The organism is Clostridium formicaceticum (assembly GCF_001854185.1).
Lineage (GTDB): Bacteria > Bacillota > Clostridia > Peptostreptococcales > Natronincolaceae > Andreesenella > Andreesenella formicacetica.
Genome location: NZ_CP017603.1, coordinates 1584264 through 1601284, shown reverse-complemented (window position 1 = coordinate 1601284; position 17021 = coordinate 1584264). Strand labels below are relative to the sequence as shown.

Genomic DNA, 17021 nt, shown 5'->3' with positions numbered 1-17021 from the left:
TATTTTTTAGGGTGATAAAAAATCTGGCGTAGCATTTTGAAAGGCTTTTCCCTTGACTTGAGAATGCTTGCTTCAGAGAGGTATAGGAAACCCATGAAATCCTTTTCATGACCTTCATTTGCATTATAACATACCCTCGTTTTGATTGTAAACAGCCTGCTAGGATATTACTAAACTTTTTACAGCTACATCAACCGCTATGATATTGAAAGAAGTCATTTCTTCCACCTCATGCTTTACTTGTTCCTGCAATCTTTCCATCAAAGGTCTAATTGGATTACCATAAAGAATTTTAACTTCCAACTCAATAATTAATCCTCCGTGGGTATTAACAATATCTACATTCTCCACCTTATAAACACCAATGATCTTGTTGGCAGTGTAAAATATAAGATCCCTAATAACTCTGTCGGAAATCGTGTATTTACCCATATAACTAAAGGTGGGCCTTACAACAGATTTTTCCTCTAGCTCCTGATAATCTCCCTTTCCTAGCTTTTTCAAAACCCTTAATGGGTTTAAAAAATATCCAGAAAAATCTTTTTTTATTTCAAAAGTAGGCACGGGAATAACGTGTTTTCCTTCTTTTTTTCTAATTTTTTTAGCTAACTTAATTTCTTCTTCTGTAACAATATCCTGTATAAAAACTTTTTCTGTAATCTCTCCAAGCTCCAAAGCTTCTACGATGGCATTCACCATTTTTTCTGAAGTACCTAAAACCAAAATTCCTTCAGGTTTTTCTTTGTTCAATGCCTTTTTCACTTCTTCACGATGAATTTCAGCTAGAAATAAGGCTCTTTTTACAGCAGCCATTTTTGACTTTTCTCTTTTAGCAGAATAGCCTGCCACCACTTTATTCCCTTTGATCAGCAGACCATCATCAATAATATAGTTAATTTTTTTAGTCTTTGACAGATGAACTGCCTGGTAACTCTTACCAGTACCACTAGGTCCCACCAACACAACTACCCTCATAAACTGAACCCCCTAATTAATACTTCTACTTATTTTAGCACAATTTATTTATTTTATACAGAAGCGCATTTAAAATGAAAATCATTATATTTTGCTGATTTTGTCCAAAAATTTTATTTATTTGTTGATTATATTATTTTCTCCTTGATATAATACTAATTGTAGGAAAACAAAATATACATATTAAAAGAGGAGGAACTGATCATGGCTTATGTAATTAGTGATGCTTGTATTAATTGTGGGGCATGTGAACCAGAGTGTCCAGTAGATGTTATTTCAGCTGGTGAAGACACATATGTAATCGACGCTGAAGGATGTATTGACTGTGGTGCTTGTGCTAATGTATGTCCTGTAGATGCACCTGCTCAAAAGTAATTTTAAAAACGATTTAAAAAAGTGGTAGCGTATATGTTATACTGCCACTTTTTTTCATGGTGTTTCTTCCAAAGTTTTATTTTTTTCTTTGCGCAACATATCTAGTTTTACTAAAAACTTTAGTACTGCTTTTTCTTCATTAAAAGAAAAATCGTTTAATAGAGAAAAAATAATTTCTTTCTCTTTACTGGTTATTTCACGGAAAACATCTTGTCCTTTTTCTGTTAAACTTAAAATTTGAACCCTTTTATCTCTTTTAGACTTTGTTTTCATAATGAATTGCTGTTGTTGTAATTTATTGATAATGGTTGCAAAAACATTACGGTCTATTCCCAAATCATCAATAATTTCGTACATCTTCTTTTCTTTTTCATCCCCCAATGCTTTCAATATCAGCAAATCTGTTATTGACAACATTCCTACGCTAAAACAAATCCCCTTTCTATCATAAAAAATAGTGTTTTTGACTAGTTTCTGTAGGTATTCATTAATTTCAACATAATAATTTCTCATCCCATCACCTTTTAAATTACAATTTTATAGAAAAAATATTATTCCAAACGTTTGCCTTTTATATATATTATCTATAAGAAATTTATTTCTTAAAAGCATACCTTCTATTGTTAATTTATTAACATTCCTTCTATCTTTTACTTTTCACATGAATAAAATAAAAGCGACCTTCCTCCCATAAATTTATTAGGGATTTTATGTCACTTTATTTCATCATCTTTTTAAAAATTTTCTTGATTACTCAACAAATAAGATAGAATAAATAAACTATCACTTAGATGTACATTTTCAATAATAACATGTTCTGGAACCTTAAGATCTACTGGAGCAAAGTTCCAAATAGCAGACACACCTGTCTTCACAAGTTTATTTGCTATATCTTGAGCAAACTCTTTAGGGGTACAAATAATACCTATATCTACCTGTTTTTGCTCAATGAACTCTTGCAGTTCATCAATATCAAATACAGGTACATCTCTAATTTTCATACCAATTAGTTTTGGATTCGTATCAAATAACGCCAATAACTTAAAACCATACTTTTGAAAATTCGTATAGTTGGCAATAGCTTGACCTAAATTCCCAGATCCTATAATCACGGTCCTATAAGTAATTGTTAATCCTAAGATCTTTTGAATTTCTCTGTAAAGCTCCTCTACATTGTAACCATATCCCTGTTGACCAAAGCCACCAAAGTTATTTAGGTCTTGTCGTATTTGAGAAGCAGTAAATCCCATCATAACACTTAGTTCTTTGGAAGAAATTCTGTAAACCTCTTTGTCTAACAATTCTTTTAAATATCTGTGGTATTTAGGTAACCTACGTATCACCGCCATTGATATATTTTTATTATTTTTTGCCATGCAATCGTCTCCCACTATTAATTTTTAGTACTGTAACACCCATAAAACAACAAATTACAGATTTTTCTATATGTAAATGAATCTCTCTATCCACATATCTCGTAATAAGCTCACAACAAGCAATCCCCTCTATATTAGTGTATTATAACAAAAAAAAATTTTTGTGTAAATCTTTTATTAAACAAATTTTTAACAATCATTTTCCACTAGGCTATTTAGGCTACCTATAGGTTTGTCTTTATTATTCCCACTTTTTTTGCTAAACTATTAATAAAATATAAATTAATTGCAAATACATTAATGGAGTAAAAAAACTCTTTTTCAATAATAGCAATAATTTTGGGAGGACACTATAAAAATGATTGTATTATCCTGTAATAATATATCAAAATTTTTTGGCGTTGATGTAATTATCAGAAATATTACCTTTAGTATCAACAAAGGAGAAAAAGTCGCTTTAGTCGGTATCAATGGTGCTGGGAAGTCTACTCTTTTTAAGATTCTTTGCCAGCAGCTCCCCTATGACGACGGTGAGTTGTATATAGCCAAATCTACCAGGGTTGGTTACTTAGAGCAAAACAATATTTTAAATCCCCCTCATACTGTCTACGAAGAGGTAATGACTGTATTTTCTGACCTAGTGGAAATGGAGGAAAAGTTAAGAACTTTAGAACATAAAATTGCAGAATTAGGAAATAATCCAAGTCAAGCACTAGACACGCATATGCAGCAATATGCCATCATGTTAGATGAATTTAACCAAAGAAATGGCTATGGTTTTCGTAGTGAAGTCAGGGGCGTTTTACGGGGTTTGGGCTTTACTGAAGAGGAGTTCCAACAACCAGTTCTACAACTTAGCGGTGGACAAAAAACCCGTGTCTCACTAGCTAAACTCCTACTATCAAAACCAGATGTCTTAATGCTAGATGAACCCACCAATCACTTGGATATAGAAGCAGTGGAATGGTTAGAAGGATTTCTTAAGGATTACCCTGGAACCATCCTCATTATTTCCCATGACAGATATTTCCTAGATCAATTAGTAAATCGTGTTATGGAGATAGAAAATTGTCAATTAGAGAGCTATAACGGTAATTATACAGCCTTTACGAAAAAAAAGCAAATCATAAGAGAACAACAGCTAAAAGAGTATACAGAACAGCAAAAAGAAATTACACGACAAAAAGATATCATTCGACGACTTCGTCAACATGGTACAGAGAAGTTAATAAATCGTGCTAAAAGCAAAGAAAAACAATTGACTAAAATAGAAGAAATTCTTCCCCCTCCAAGCCAGCGTGGCAAAGCAAAAATGCAGTTTCATGCAGCCATACAAAGCGGCAATGACATACTGCATGTCGAAAATCTTAGCAAATCCTTTGGCGATACAGTATTATTTCAAGACATAAGCTTTGATATCTATCGTGGAGAAAGAGTAGCACTGATTGGCGCTAATGGTGTAGGAAAATCTACGCTATTTAAGATCCTATTAAACAAACTTCATGCTACAGCAGGAAATTTTCGTTTAGGTCATAATGTCCATATGGGCTATTATGATCAAGAACAAGAAGGTTTGCATCCTAACAAAAGCATCATTGATGAAATTTGGAACGATCATATCTATATGGATCAAACAGAAGTACGAACATTGCTGGGCTCATTTTTGTTTCAAGGAGAAGACGTATTTAAAATAATATCTACTTTGAGTGGGGGTGAAAAAGCCCGCCTGTCTTTACTAAAATTAATTTTATCTAAAGCAAATCTTTTACTATTAGACGAACCCACAAATCATCTAGATATTGATTCTAAAGAAGTATTAGAAGAGGCGCTTTTACAATATGATGGCACGATTTTTGTTATTTCTCATGATCGCTATTTTTTAAATCGCGTAGCTACTAGAATTATCGATTTAAGCTGTAGCGGGGTAGAAGTCTTTTTGGGCAACTATGATTACTATGTGGAAAAGAAGAAAGAACAGTTCACAGAAGAGGAAGATATACAAACCAAAACAAAAACGCAATTAAAAGAAGAGCGTCGTAAAGAAAAAGAGGAACGTGATAGAATACGTCAGCTGTCAAAAAAACGTGAAAAAATTGAAGAAGAAATCATGACCTTAGAAGAAAAACTCTCGCAACTAGAAGCTTTTATGTGTCAGGAAGAAGTCTATTCCAATCCTGATAAAAGCAAAGAAGTGCATCAAGAAACAGTAAAGATTAAGGAAAAAATTAATGAGCTCTATGAAATGTGGGAAGTGGAAGAAGCATAAATTCGGCTGCAATTTTTTATGCATATTCTATAGAGAAGAAGCATATATTATAGTGAGGAGGTATATCCACATTCATCCACAGGATTTCCACAGTTTCCACAGAGTTATCCACAATTACACCCCTTACAATCGCCTTGTTTCAAAATTATCCACAATCATAACACCTTTGTTTTTATATATCTGTGTATAATACTATAAAAACCTTAAAAAATAAAAACCCTTCTCTATTCCAAGAGCAGGGTTTTCTATTAACATAAAATTAAATTTATTATGGTTTTTGCTGTATCACTATGTAAGATATTATTACTTTTCTAGCTCTTTTGATAGTTTCTCAATCGTGCTTTTAGATGCTTTATTTTCTTCTAAGAGTGCATGAATAACACCATGCATTTCGTCAATTAATTCCAAGAGCGCGTTTTTTTCCATAGAGCTATCCACTTTTTTCATCCATGATAACATTTCCATATAAACTCTCCCCCTATTGTATTGGTTTATCCATTTTATTATAGCATAGAGGGGATAGCGGCTTATACAAGTAATCTTATGTAGTTTTAGTAAATTTTACAAATATTATGAATGTATTTCTCCGATTTTTAGATTTGGAATACCGTTTAACGCTAAACTTGATCGGTGACCTCCTATGTAGTTATAGTATCCTACACAACCAATCATAGCGGCATTATCTGTGCATAGCTTTAGAGATGGATATTTTAAGTCTATGCCCTTTTCTTTTGTCTTTTGTTGTAATAATTCTCTAAGTCCGCTATTAGCGGCTACCCCTCCAGCCAAAACAACTTGCTTCATTCCCTTTTCCACAGTACAGGCTATGGTTTTTTCTACTAAAACTTCGATAACCGCCTGTTGAAAACTAGCTGCTACATCCTCCACAGGAATAGGATTCCCCTTCATTTTTTGACCATTTAAATAATTTAATACAGCAGATTTTAAGCCACTAAAGCTAAAATCATAGCTTCCCTCCTCCAAGTATGCCTTCGGGAAAGGGATTGCTTCTTTATTTCCTGCCTTTGCAAGTTTATCGATCAGGGGGCCGCCAGGATAACCTAAGCCTAGTGCTCGAGCTACCTTATCAAAAGCCTCTCCAGCCGCATCATCTCTTGTCTTACCCAGTATTTCATAGGCACCATAGTCCTTCATATAAACTAAGTGAGTATGTCCCCCAGAAACAATCAAACAGATAAAAGGAGGTTCTAGCTCTTTATGTTCAATAAAGTTGGCATAAATGTGACCTTCTATGTGATTTACACCATTTAAAGGGATTTCTCTTGCAAAGGCAATGGCTTTTGCTGCAGATAGCCCCACCAGCAGTGCTCCCACCAATCCAGGCCCATAGGTTGCAGCTACATGGGTAACATCATCAAAGGTAATTTTTGCCTCTTGCAGTGCTTCTTCAATAACAAGATTAATATTTTCAATATGCTTTCTAGAGGCTACCTCCGGAACAACACCACCAAATTTTTGGTGTTGTTCAATTTGCGAAGCAATAATATTTGACAAAACGAATCTACCGTTTTTTAAAACACTAACGGAAGTTTCATCACAGCTGCTTTCGATAGCTAAAGTGATGACATCATCTTTTATAACATCAATAGACATTCTACTTCTTCTCTCCTTCTATACGCCACAGGAACAGTTCTTCTATTCAAATGGCTCTACAATATTTGCAAGCCTTCCATCTATTTAGATTGTCCACTCTATTATAGATTATATATGAATTGCAAAATTTTTGCATTTGGAATTTTTTAAATTACTAGTTTTTTAAATTTGGTTTATACTATAAATAAGAAACTTTATAGATGCGCACTTCTAAAGTTAAATTTTAATATACACGGTCTACGGTTTCACCCCAAAACCGTGGGCTGCAAATGTAGCCCTTAGTATATTAAAATTTAGGGGCGCACATCTATATATAGATAACCAATTTACAACTTAACAAAGTACGCCCTCTGCGGCTTATTCATCTTTGTACTTGCTTATCTATATAGCTATACACCTTTAAACTGAACTTTAATATATCTCTCTTTTTAAAGGAGTTGACGACGATGGCCAGAAGGTATCGCACCACTTCCCATAAAAGAAGTTTAGCTGAGCGATTAGGCAGCGAAAACATCATGCCAGATGGTATGCTGTATCCAGTTGAACCAACAGACTTAGCAGTTTTTCAAATCATGCGAGGAAGATATCCAAAGAACAATAGGCGAAGGTAAAAGGATAATCGATAGGAGCTGTTTTTGCTTCTATCGATTTAAGCTTTCTTATAAGCATTTGTTTGCTCATCTAAAATAACTTCTCCATCGCGAAAACTTATAATGCGCTTTGTTTTTTCAGCAATTTCCTGCTCATGGGTCACTATGACGATTGTCACACCATCATCATTTAATTTTTGGAATAAGTCCATTACCTCGTGGGTCGCCTTAGAGTCTAGGTTCCCAGTAGGTTCATCTGCCAAAATAATAGAAGGCTGGTTTACTAAGGCTCTAGCAACAGCCACCCTCTGTTTCTGACCCCCCGATAATTCATTCGGTTTATGATGCACTCTATCTGCTAGACCTACTTTTTCTAATGCCTCCATCGCTCTTTGTTTTCTCTCTTTTCCCGATACGCCAGCATACATCATAGGAAGCTCTACATTTTTCAAAGCAGAAGTACGGGGTAATAGATTAAAGGATTGGAACACAAATCCAATTTTTCTATTACGAATTTCTGCTAGGTCATAATCAGATAAATCCTCTATTCTTTCCTCATCTAATATATATAATCCGGAAGTTGTTCGATCTAAACACCCGATAATGTTCATAAAAGTAGATTTGCCAGAACCAGAGGCGCCAGTGATGGCTACAAACTCCCCCGCTTTAATTTCTAAATCTATATTTTTCAATGCCTGCACGGCTATACTACCATTTTCATAGACTTTATTTAAATTTTTAACAGTAATCATGCTATCACCTCATTTACTCATATCTTAAAGCTTCTATAGGGTCAAGTTTTGAAGCCTTTCTAGCTGGATATACACCAAAAGCAACACCCACTGTCGTTGAAAAAAGAAAAGCCAAAACAATTGTGTTTATTGATAGGATAAAAGGTAATCCTAAGACTTGAACAATACCAAAACTAATGATTCCTCCCACCAATAAGCCCAGCATTCCGCCAAATACAGAAAGAATCACTGCTTCTACCAGAAATTGAAGTAATATAACTGATGGCTTAGCACCTATAGCTTTTCTAAGACCAATCTCTCGTGTCCGTTCTGTCACTGATACCAGCATGATATTCATAATGCCAATCCCCCCCACCACTAGAGATATCGCAGCAATTCCTGATATCGTTGCTGTTAAAAATCCTAGGCCTTGCGTAACTTGACTAAACTGACTTTCTTTGGCATCTACACGATACATACTTTTTTCTTTATCTCTTCTTTCCAATAGGTTAAGTATTTTTTCTCCTACGCTATTGATATTTAGGCCCTCTTGTGCCTGCAGCATCAATCTAGGATATCTGTCGATAAAGTTCATCCTAGAGGCTACTGAAATAGGCATATAACCATAGGCGTAGTTTCCTTGCGCCATATTTAAGATAGCAGAATCCGATAGTTTATCTACTCCTATCACCATCAGTTCCATTGTATACCATCCAGTAGTAAGGGTTACAACTTCACCAATGCAATCGGTAGAACCAAATAGATATCTAGCGATTTTTTCGTCAATAACCATTACATTTCTTCTTCCTAATACATCTTCTTCCGTTAAAAACCTACCTCGAAGCAAATCCACCGTTTCAACTTCATCATAGTTATTGCTTACCCCATAGGTATCTATACGCATTTCCTTATCACCATATTTAATCGTCATCCATTCTCTTAATTCTGCAGATACAGCAGCCACTTCGCTTTCCATTCTGCTTATGGCAGCAACATCATCATCACTGAAATAATCTCGATAAACCACTGGTCTTTCAGTATAATAGTTGAGATTGAGGTTTAACTTTCCTTTGCCATATTTATCAAAAGCCCCCATCATGTCCGCTTGAGCAGCATTGCCTAAGGTTGTAATTACTACCACTGACAGAATACCAATAACTAAGCCTAATATCGTTAAACTAGATCGCATTTTGTTTGCCCATATGCTTTGCAGTGCTACCTTAAAGGTTTCTATTAATAACATTTTTCTACCTTCCTTTTTAACCTAAATTCTCTATTCATACCTAAGGGCCTCAATTGGGTCCATTTTTGCAGCCCTATTTGCAGGATAAACGCCAAATACTATACCTATTACCATTGCCAATAGGGAAGTAGCTAACACTTCCTTTAAGCTGATCAAAGGTGGCATTTTCAACAAAAAAGAAGCACCTGTCCCTAATAAAAATCCGATACCAATGCCTACAACCCCTCCTATTAAAGCTATAATGGAGGATTCTGTTAAAAATTGCAGCAGTATTGTACTTCTTTTAGCACCTATAGCTTTTTTAATGCCAATTTCACGTATTCTTTCGCTTACAGAAACCAGCATAATATTCATAATGCCAATCCCTCCCACCAGCAAAGCTATTCCTGCAATAAAAGCTAATACAGTTGTTATGGTATTAATTACACCTGTAATGGTTTGCATCATCTGTTCAAGATTAAATACCGTATACATGTTTTGATTATTATGTATCCTCCCTAATAAATTTATAACCTGCTGGCCCACACGATCCATATCCTCTCTATTAGCAACCTTTAGGTTTACACCATAGTATACGGTTTGATTATAGACTCTCATGATAGTTGTGATAGGCACATAAACCTGTGCTCTCCCACCATTCATCGTGTTGCTAAAAAAGTTTTCTTCATACTTTGTGATACCTACCACTTGAAAATCAACGGGCCCTCTATAACTATTTAATGTGACGATCTCTCCCATAACATCAGTCGTTCCAAATAACTCCCTTGCCTCTTTTTCAGAAATCACGATGCTGTTGCTATATTTTTCTACATCATTGTCAGTAATGAATCTTCCCTTGCTTACTTCAACATTTGTGATCGCTTGACTATCGGCATTAGCGCCTACTAAAACCACGTCTATATGACGATTTTTAACACCAATAGAAGACCAATCTTCGTAAAGAGGTGTAATCGCTTCTATCCCCTCTAGATTTTTAATCGCTTCAATATCCCTATCATTAAGAAAATCTCTAAGTTTCATATCTCCTTGTTTTTCCCAATTCATATAGATCATCAACCGATTTGTTCCGAATTGTTCCATGCTTTTTTGTATTTGATATTTCCCCCCATTACCTATGGCAGATATGGCTACTACTGCGGCAATGCCTATGATGATTCCTAACATCGTTAAAAAGGACCTCATCTTATTTGCCCAAATCGTAGAGAAAGCTAACACAACATTTTCTAATAAGTTCATAACAATCCTTCCCTGTCCTTATTTTCCCTGCTATTATCTCTCATTCACAACAACCTTCATTCCTTCCTGTAAATACATGGAAGGGTTTAAAACAATCTTGTCATCTTCCTGCAATCCATCAACAATTTCTATTTCAAAGTCAGATTCTATTCCTGTTTGTACTTCTACCTTATGTAAAACCTCTTCCTTCACTATAAAAACAGTCTTTGCACCATTTGCTTCCATCGTAATTGTATCAAAAGGCACCACCAACACACCTTCCTTTTGCTGGCTAATAATTCTTGTCTTTACAGAAAATCCTGGTTTTAAAAGATCATCCTTTTCTTCTACCTTAATGGTTACAGGAATAATTGTTTCTGTTGTCTGCCCTGTAGACTCTCTTTTTGCTACAGGGGATATTTTCTCCACAATTCCTTTAAAGGTTTTTCCTGTTATAGCATCCGTTTGAATTTCTACTTCTTGACCTAATTCTACCTTAGCAATATCGTATTCACTCACTTTTATTTCAATCGTTAAATCCTCTATATTGGAGATAACAAAACCAGGGTTTGCTGGATTTACAAAACTTCCCTCTTCTAGATGAATGGCTGTAACAACACCATTGATAGAACTAAGAATCTTGTCTTCTTGCTTTTCTATTCTATTTTGTATTTCACGAATCTCTAGTTCTGTCACTGCAATACTCTTTTTCATTCTATCAATATCAAATTCAGTGGTATATACTTTTGCCTGTATTTCTTCATAACTTTCCACAGCATCTTCAAAATTTCTCTCACTTTGTCTATATTCCTGCTGAGAAATAGCTCCATGTTCATATAGCTCTTTATCCCTATCGAAGTCCCTCTTCGCTTCCTCCATTTTTCTACTTGCACTTTCTAATCGCCGATTGTGTTCTGTTTTCTCTTCCCCATATATCTTTTCCAATTTAGCTAATTCAATTTTATTCATTTCTAGATTTTTCTCTTTAATGTTTAGCTGGATTTCTAAATCATCCCCATCTAATAAAGCCAATACCTGGCCTGCTGTCACATGATCGCCTTCTTCTACTTCGATAGATAGCACCTTTGCACTATCTTCTGTATAAATTGTTTGTCTCTCTACCTCCTCCAAAATGCCATTAGCAGGGACGGTTACCGTTATTTCTCCTTTTTTGAGGGTAAATACATCTACCGAAATCTCCTGCTCCTTTCCTCTCATGGCAGCAGCAGTTACTATGGTGACTGCAATAATAACCATGATTACTGCAAAAATAATGATCTTCTTTTTAGACTTACTCTTTGACATCGTCTCTCCCCCTTAAATCTCCTTCCACATAATCAAAGCATCTTCACCATTATCACTATAATAACCAGGTCTTATGCCGCAGGAGATAAAACCTAGTTTCTTATAAAGATTCTGTGCAATGAGGTTAGACTTTCTAACCTCTAATGTCATACGATAAATTCTTTTTATATTTGCCTCCTCCATCAAAGCTCTTACGATAGCTTCTCCAATGCCTCTGCCTTGAAAATTTGGATGTATTGCTATATTTGTAATATGCCCTTCATCTACAATGAACCACATACCCCCATAGCCTACTACTTGATTTTCCCAAGTAGCCACCCTATAAATTGCTAACTTATTCTTCTTTAACTCTGTTTCAAAAGCACCTCTTGTCCATGGTATAGGAAAGCATTGTTTTTCTATCTCTATGACACTTGGAATATCCTTCATCAACATCTTTCTTATTTCTAATTTTTCCATCGTCCCTTAACTCCTATTTCGCTCTTCCCATTGCTTTTCAGCTTGAGATTTTCTCATATACACCGGCAATATTTCCGATGCTTTTCTCAGTTCTCCATTTTGCACTTTTCGTCTAGCTAGCTCCCCTATAGAAGAAGCCCTAGGCATTGTAAGCGTCTTTGGAGGAAATATCGCCAAATCTCCTAACTCTCTTATAATAAGTTCTCGAAATTTCTCCAAAGCATCTCCAAGAAAAATCACTTTTTCTTTTCTGCTTTTCAGGTTCATCAACAGCTGCTCTATGGCAATAACTTCTTCCTCCACTACTTTAGAAAATCCTTGTTTCCATTGATATCCTCCTGTATAAACCAAATCTCGCTGCGCATCAATAATAGGACAAATCAGCGCTTCACAGTGGACTAAATTGAAGGCCAGGCCCTCTAATGTAGAAACCCCTACTACTGGCTTGTCCAGAGCTTGAGCCATTGCTTTTATGGTAGCTAAACCTATTCTCAGACCTGTAAAAGAACCGGGTCCTAAAGATACAGCAAATACGTCGATTTCCTTAGGAGATAATTCACAGCTTTTTAGTACCTCCTCCATCATGGGCATAAGTTTTTGGGAGTGGGTCTTTTTATGATTTAAAATATATTCTCCCATCAATTTTTCATCATCCAAAACAGCTACGGTAGCTACGATGGATGATGTATCCAATGCTAATATTTTCATCGTTTTAACAGCTCCTCTATTTGTCACTTGTTCTTATTCTCTATTTTAACATATTTTAACATGTTGGAAAATTTTATTCCTATTTATTTTTTTATTTTGACAAAATACGCTCTTTCTATCCCTAGCCTCTACTATTATAGATGTGCGCTTCTAAAGTTAAATTTTAATATACACGGTCTACGGTTTCGCCCCAAAACCGTGGACTGCAAATGTAGCCCTTAGTATATTAAAATTTAAGGGCACACATCTATATCTATAGGGTAAATAGATATACTTAGCGTATAAAAAACAACAAGTCTCTAGCATTTTTGCAGAGACTTTCTCTAAATAATCCATGAGACTCAACCCAGCTAAGCTTTAAGCCCCAAACTTTCTATATATCTTTCAAATTTTTTCATATTATTTTTCTGTTCTTTTATTCCATAGCAAACTTTAGACACCTTCAGCTTAAAACCTTTACCTTCCTTTGTTAAAATGTTAAATTGTTTACCAAAACTAGAGAGCCAGCTAGATACTTTAACTAATTTCACATCTTCTATAGGAATTAAGTAATGATTGACAGGTTTAGGCTTCATCGTGAGTTTGCTTAATTCAATCATATCAATTTTTTTATTTGAAAACAGTACAAGATAATAGGTATTTGCAAAGGAGACAAATGGCCCATACTTTATGGCTTCTTTGAAGGTGGCTTCAACAACACCATAAAGGTAGTAAACAAACTCTTCTCCTTCTTGCTTGTATTGATGTAAAATGCTTTTTATTCCCTCATCATTTAATGAGATATTTTGTGCTTGTTTTTGATGATTTTCTTGTGACAAACTCATAGGTTCTGCTAGATCTCTATGATGATACTCTTTTTCAGCTGTCTCCAATATGGGCTTCTTATGTACTGGTCTTATTGTAATATTGGCTGCCATAAAAACTGCCATTGGCGGCTTATAGCATATTTCTAAAACTTCATTAGCGCCAACATAAAAAGTTTTAGTAGTAAGGCCATACTTCTTTCCACTCATATAAGGTACATAAGTCGAAAAAGTATGGTTGCCCTGTGCCACATTATAACAAACTTCCCCATCACTTACTACGTTAAAGTGCAGCTGTCCATCTAGCGTTACATCTAAGGGCTCTGTCAGCATCATCAACATCGGATTTTTTTGGTACTTAAATAGCAACGTAGCGCTGCTAATTTCTTGTTTTATTTTCGGTTCTTCTACAGGCATTCCGCAGACAGAACAAAACAAAGAAAAGTCCGTCAATTCCTTGCCACATTTTGTACAAAAGACCATCATCTTTCCCCTTTTCTTTATCAAGTTTTTATATCTTTTGATGTATTGCTAAGGCACCCACTTCTTAAGTCGGAAGCTCAAGCACTACATCTTCAAAGTCTGGTTTTATGAGACTTCTTCGTATTTGCTTAGTCTAAGTTTTGCCGATGCAAGGATTTGTTTTGCTGCGTCAAGACCCAAGTGCATCTCTTCTTTTTCTGTACTCTCCTTCATAGCTATTTCTTGTGCTTGTTTTATCGCTTGTACAGAAGCCTCTACTTGATTTTGGTAAATGATATTGATCTGCTGTTCTGCAAACTGTACAAGATTTTCATAAATACTTCTTAATTCCAAAAATACGCTCTCTTTGATTTCCCTATAATGATTTAAAATATTGTTAGTATATTTTTTTTGTAGATTCGATGTGTTTTTTTGTTTTGAAAATCCGATAATGGCTTGACCTAATAAGGTTAATGGACCTAATCCAGGAATGAAGTTCAGTGCAGCAGCAGTAGCATCTAAATTGGTCCAGGAGACTTCCACAGTAGAAGTCGCAATTTTTGTAGAACAGGCTACAGATGTAAGATTTGAAAATTCATAGGCAAAGGCTGTTGTAGTGCTTTTTAATAATTCAGCTATGTTTTTAAGGTGAGCATTTGTGCATTCTATCATTGCGGAACGAAGCATATCAATCATATAAAAATGAAAATGTTTTTCTAATGTTTCTAATGGTGTACTTTCAGCAGAACGGATTTCTTCTTCTAAACGACTTAAAAAATCCTCCATCCATTCTCTTGCCTCGCTATGCATTTCTCTCACTTCAAGCTTTAGGGATTCTTTATGTTTATTAATGCGCTGTAATAAATCTGAGTTTTCATTTTGATATTGATCCATCAAAATCTTCAGTTTACTTTGATTAAGCAGCAACATATTCTCAATCAAAGCTATTCTTCCTTCTATTTCACTGATCATGATTTTTAGCATATTTAAACAACGTTCTGTTTGAATGCTATCTTTTTTCAGTACAATGTCATTTTGGAGAGTATCATACATAGCATCAAAGGACCTTTCTAATACCTCTTTTAAATCTGGTTTAGGTCTCTTAAGATTTTTTCTTCTGCAAAATTCATCCAAACAACTAACTGCATAAACATAACTGTTAGGAAAAATATTTGCTAGTTTACTATTGGTAAGACCTTTCACTTTTTCAACTTCTTCTTTGCTCTCAAGACAATCCACCATGTTTAAAACCACAAATAGTTTTGAGAAGTTTTGTGGTAATATAGATGCACACAAAAAAGCTTGCTCAGTTTCTGATAGTGGGGATAAAGCCGATACCACATAAATCACTGCATCTGCGTGTACCATGTAATCCTGCACTTGATGATCAAACTTCCTTAACAAGTCTCCGACACCCGGAGTATCTACTATCCTTATTCCCTTTAAGGCATCCACTGGGACTTTGATGTCTATATACGCCACAGGAGAAGGAAGTTTTGATATAATTTTCTCCAGCTTCTCTCTATTTAACTCAACCATGTCTAACATCGCACGTCTCCCATCTTGTAAAACAGCTTCTATACTGTTTTTTTCACCAAATGAAATACGATTGATGGTAACAGTTTCTGGAGTAACATTTGTAGTAACCACCTGTTCACGAAGCAGAGCATTAACAAGCGTAGATTTACCACGCTTGAAATCTCCAATGATCACTATGGAAAAATCATCATTTAATCGTCTCTTAATATTTCTTTCCCAAGCATGTAGTTTTTCAATGTTCTCTGAGCCAACAGATACCTGTATTCTTTTATCAATTTTAAACTGCAGGAGTTCATCTAAAATAGACTGAATGTCATTTTTTACTTCTTCAAAATCGATAAAAATTCTATCCATTATTGATTCATCAATAACATTTTTCATAACCATCCCCCTATTTGACATTCATTTTTTTAGATGTAACTGATATGAAGCTTTCGCATTTTTTATCAGCTTCTTCTTTAGAAAATAAATCCATATCAGATGTTTTCCAATCTGGTCTCCATGAGTACAAAACATCGCACTGGTTAAAAATTTTAAAAGCCAGTAGTCTTTTGGGCGTCAAGGGATGTGTGCTTTCCAATTCCATATAGCGTACGGGGGTTGCCTGCATTTGTTCAATTTGTTTTATATATTCATTAATATTGATATGCTCTAAAGCTTTTACACCACCAAAGCCAAATTTTGCAATAGCTTTGACAGCATCATCAAGACTGTCTGCACATATAAGTCCTGCACGATCGCAAGTTATTTCAGCACATCTTGACCAGTTTAACAATAGCCATTTTGCCCCTAGCGAAAGCAAACTAACCATTTGCTTAAGTCCGGGAATCAAATGCAAACCTTCTGTTATTGTTCCTGTAACAATACCTGCCGCCATTTTATAAATCGTATGGTTATTGTGTATATGGCCACATTCATGCCCTATGATTGCTTTGAGTTCAGCCTTTGTAAAATTTTCTACGATAGCAGATGTCACCATGATTACTGGTGTGGAATCTTCTGTAGCAAAGGCATAAGCATTAATTTTCACATCATATTTTACAAATATTTGAGGAACACCTATTCCAAGTCTTTTAGCACATTCTTCTCCCATAGCATGCAGCTCTGGATATTGTTGTGGTCCTGCTGCAACGCATTCCATATTTAGCTTTTGTCTTTGAAAGGGTACCATATGACTTGTAATGGCTTTAAACAACTGAAACATTCCTGGTATTGCATTGATTTTTTGCCGTATTGCATAGTCCATTGAAAAGGAATAATCAGGTACGCCATTCACTATATGGGCAGATAATTCATGTTTTCTCCTAGCTGCATAGCTTTTGAAGCTAATATTTATATCTTGAGTAGGATTCATATTCAT

General features: G+C 35.1%; 17 protein-coding genes. 3 read left to right on the top strand and 14 right to left on the bottom strand.

Annotated elements, in window-relative coordinates; translation table 11 throughout:
• Positions 1-159 precede the first annotated feature (159 nt).
• Positions 160-975: an Asp23/Gls24 family envelope stress response protein gene (locus BJL90_RS07415; RefSeq protein ID WP_070966037.1), complete on the bottom strand. Its 816-nt coding sequence runs from the start codon at positions 973-975 to the stop codon at positions 160-162.
• 204 nt (positions 976-1179) lie between these two features.
• Here BJL90_RS07415 and BJL90_RS07410 point away from each other — a divergent pair, with 204 nt between their 5' ends.
• A complete protein-coding gene (locus tag BJL90_RS07410) occupies positions 1180-1350 on the top strand; it encodes a DUF362 domain-containing protein (RefSeq protein WP_070966034.1) in 171 nt (56 codons plus the stop codon).
• A gap of 54 nt (positions 1351-1404) precedes the next feature.
• On the opposite strand, the gene BJL90_RS07405 is transcribed toward BJL90_RS07410, so the two are convergent.
• On the bottom strand, positions 1405-1863 hold the full coding sequence (locus BJL90_RS07405) for a MarR family winged helix-turn-helix transcriptional regulator (RefSeq protein WP_070966031.1): 459 nt from the start codon (positions 1861-1863) through the stop codon (positions 1405-1407).
• Between the two features lie 221 nt (positions 1864-2084).
• On the bottom strand, positions 2085-2726 hold the full coding sequence (locus BJL90_RS07400; protein WP_070966028.1) for a redox-sensing transcriptional repressor Rex: 642 nt from the start codon (positions 2724-2726) through the stop codon (positions 2085-2087).
• 358 nt (positions 2727-3084) lie between these two features.
• Between BJL90_RS07400 and BJL90_RS07395 the strand changes: the two genes are divergently transcribed.
• Positions 3085-4992, top strand: coding sequence for an ABC-F family ATP-binding cassette domain-containing protein (locus BJL90_RS07395; protein ID WP_070966025.1), 1908 nt, complete (start codon positions 3085-3087; stop codon positions 4990-4992).
• A 303-nt stretch (positions 4993-5295) separates the two neighbouring features.
• Here BJL90_RS07395 and BJL90_RS21840 read toward each other — a convergent pair whose 3' ends face one another.
• Together BJL90_RS21840 and tsaD are read right to left on the bottom strand one after the other, a co-directional pair.
• A complete protein-coding gene (locus BJL90_RS21840; RefSeq protein WP_156778733.1) occupies positions 5296-5457 on the bottom strand; it encodes a hypothetical protein in 162 nt (53 codons plus the stop codon).
• Between the two features lie 105 nt (positions 5458-5562).
• Positions 5563-6606 (bottom strand): tRNA (adenosine(37)-N6)-threonylcarbamoyltransferase complex transferase subunit TsaD, encoded by a 1044-nt coding sequence (gene tsaD, locus BJL90_RS07390; protein ID WP_070966023.1) that lies wholly within the window; start codon positions 6604-6606, stop codon positions 5563-5565.
• Between the two features lie 446 nt (positions 6607-7052).
• Between tsaD and BJL90_RS21835 the strand changes: the two genes are divergently transcribed.
• A complete protein-coding gene (locus BJL90_RS21835; protein ID WP_156778732.1) occupies positions 7053-7217 on the top strand; it encodes a hypothetical protein in 165 nt (54 codons plus the stop codon).
• A 38-nt stretch (positions 7218-7255) separates the two neighbouring features.
• Here BJL90_RS21835 and BJL90_RS07385 read toward each other — a convergent pair whose 3' ends face one another.
• The 9 genes from BJL90_RS07385 to BJL90_RS07345 form a co-directional block, all read right to left on the bottom strand.
• Entirely contained in the window at positions 7256-7948 is a 693-nt protein-coding gene (locus BJL90_RS07385; protein ID WP_070966019.1) for an ABC transporter ATP-binding protein, read from the bottom strand.
• 13 nt (positions 7949-7961) lie between these two features.
• Entirely contained in the window at positions 7962-9170 is a 1209-nt protein-coding gene (locus tag BJL90_RS07380; protein WP_070966016.1) for an ABC transporter permease, read from the bottom strand.
• 30 nt (positions 9171-9200) lie between these two features.
• Positions 9201-10406: an ABC transporter permease gene (locus tag BJL90_RS07375; protein ID WP_070966013.1), complete on the bottom strand. Its 1206-nt coding sequence runs from the start codon at positions 10404-10406 to the stop codon at positions 9201-9203.
• A 33-nt stretch (positions 10407-10439) separates the two neighbouring features.
• Positions 10440-11690, bottom strand: coding sequence for an efflux RND transporter periplasmic adaptor subunit (locus BJL90_RS07370; RefSeq protein ID WP_070966010.1), 1251 nt, complete (start codon positions 11688-11690; stop codon positions 10440-10442).
• Between the two features lie 12 nt (positions 11691-11702).
• Positions 11703-12149, bottom strand: coding sequence for a ribosomal protein S18-alanine N-acetyltransferase (rimI, locus tag BJL90_RS07365; RefSeq protein ID WP_070966007.1), 447 nt, complete (start codon positions 12147-12149; stop codon positions 11703-11705).
• A gap of 6 nt (positions 12150-12155) precedes the next feature.
• Entirely contained in the window at positions 12156-12857 is a 702-nt protein-coding gene (gene tsaB / locus BJL90_RS07360; protein ID WP_070966004.1) for a tRNA (adenosine(37)-N6)-threonylcarbamoyltransferase complex dimerization subunit type 1 TsaB, read from the bottom strand.
• 350 nt (positions 12858-13207) lie between these two features.
• Positions 13208-14167 (bottom strand): zinc ribbon domain-containing protein, encoded by a 960-nt coding sequence (locus BJL90_RS07355; protein WP_156778731.1) that lies wholly within the window; start codon positions 14165-14167, stop codon positions 13208-13210.
• Between the two features lie 81 nt (positions 14168-14248).
• Positions 14249-16042: a dynamin family protein gene (locus BJL90_RS07350; RefSeq protein WP_070965996.1), complete on the bottom strand. Its 1794-nt coding sequence runs from the start codon at positions 16040-16042 to the stop codon at positions 14249-14251.
• Positions 16043-16052: 10 nt separating this feature from the next.
• On the bottom strand, positions 16053-17015 hold the full coding sequence (locus BJL90_RS07345) for a M48 family metallopeptidase (RefSeq protein WP_169824200.1): 963 nt from the start codon (positions 17013-17015) through the stop codon (positions 16053-16055).
• Positions 17016-17021: the final 6 nt, after the last annotated feature.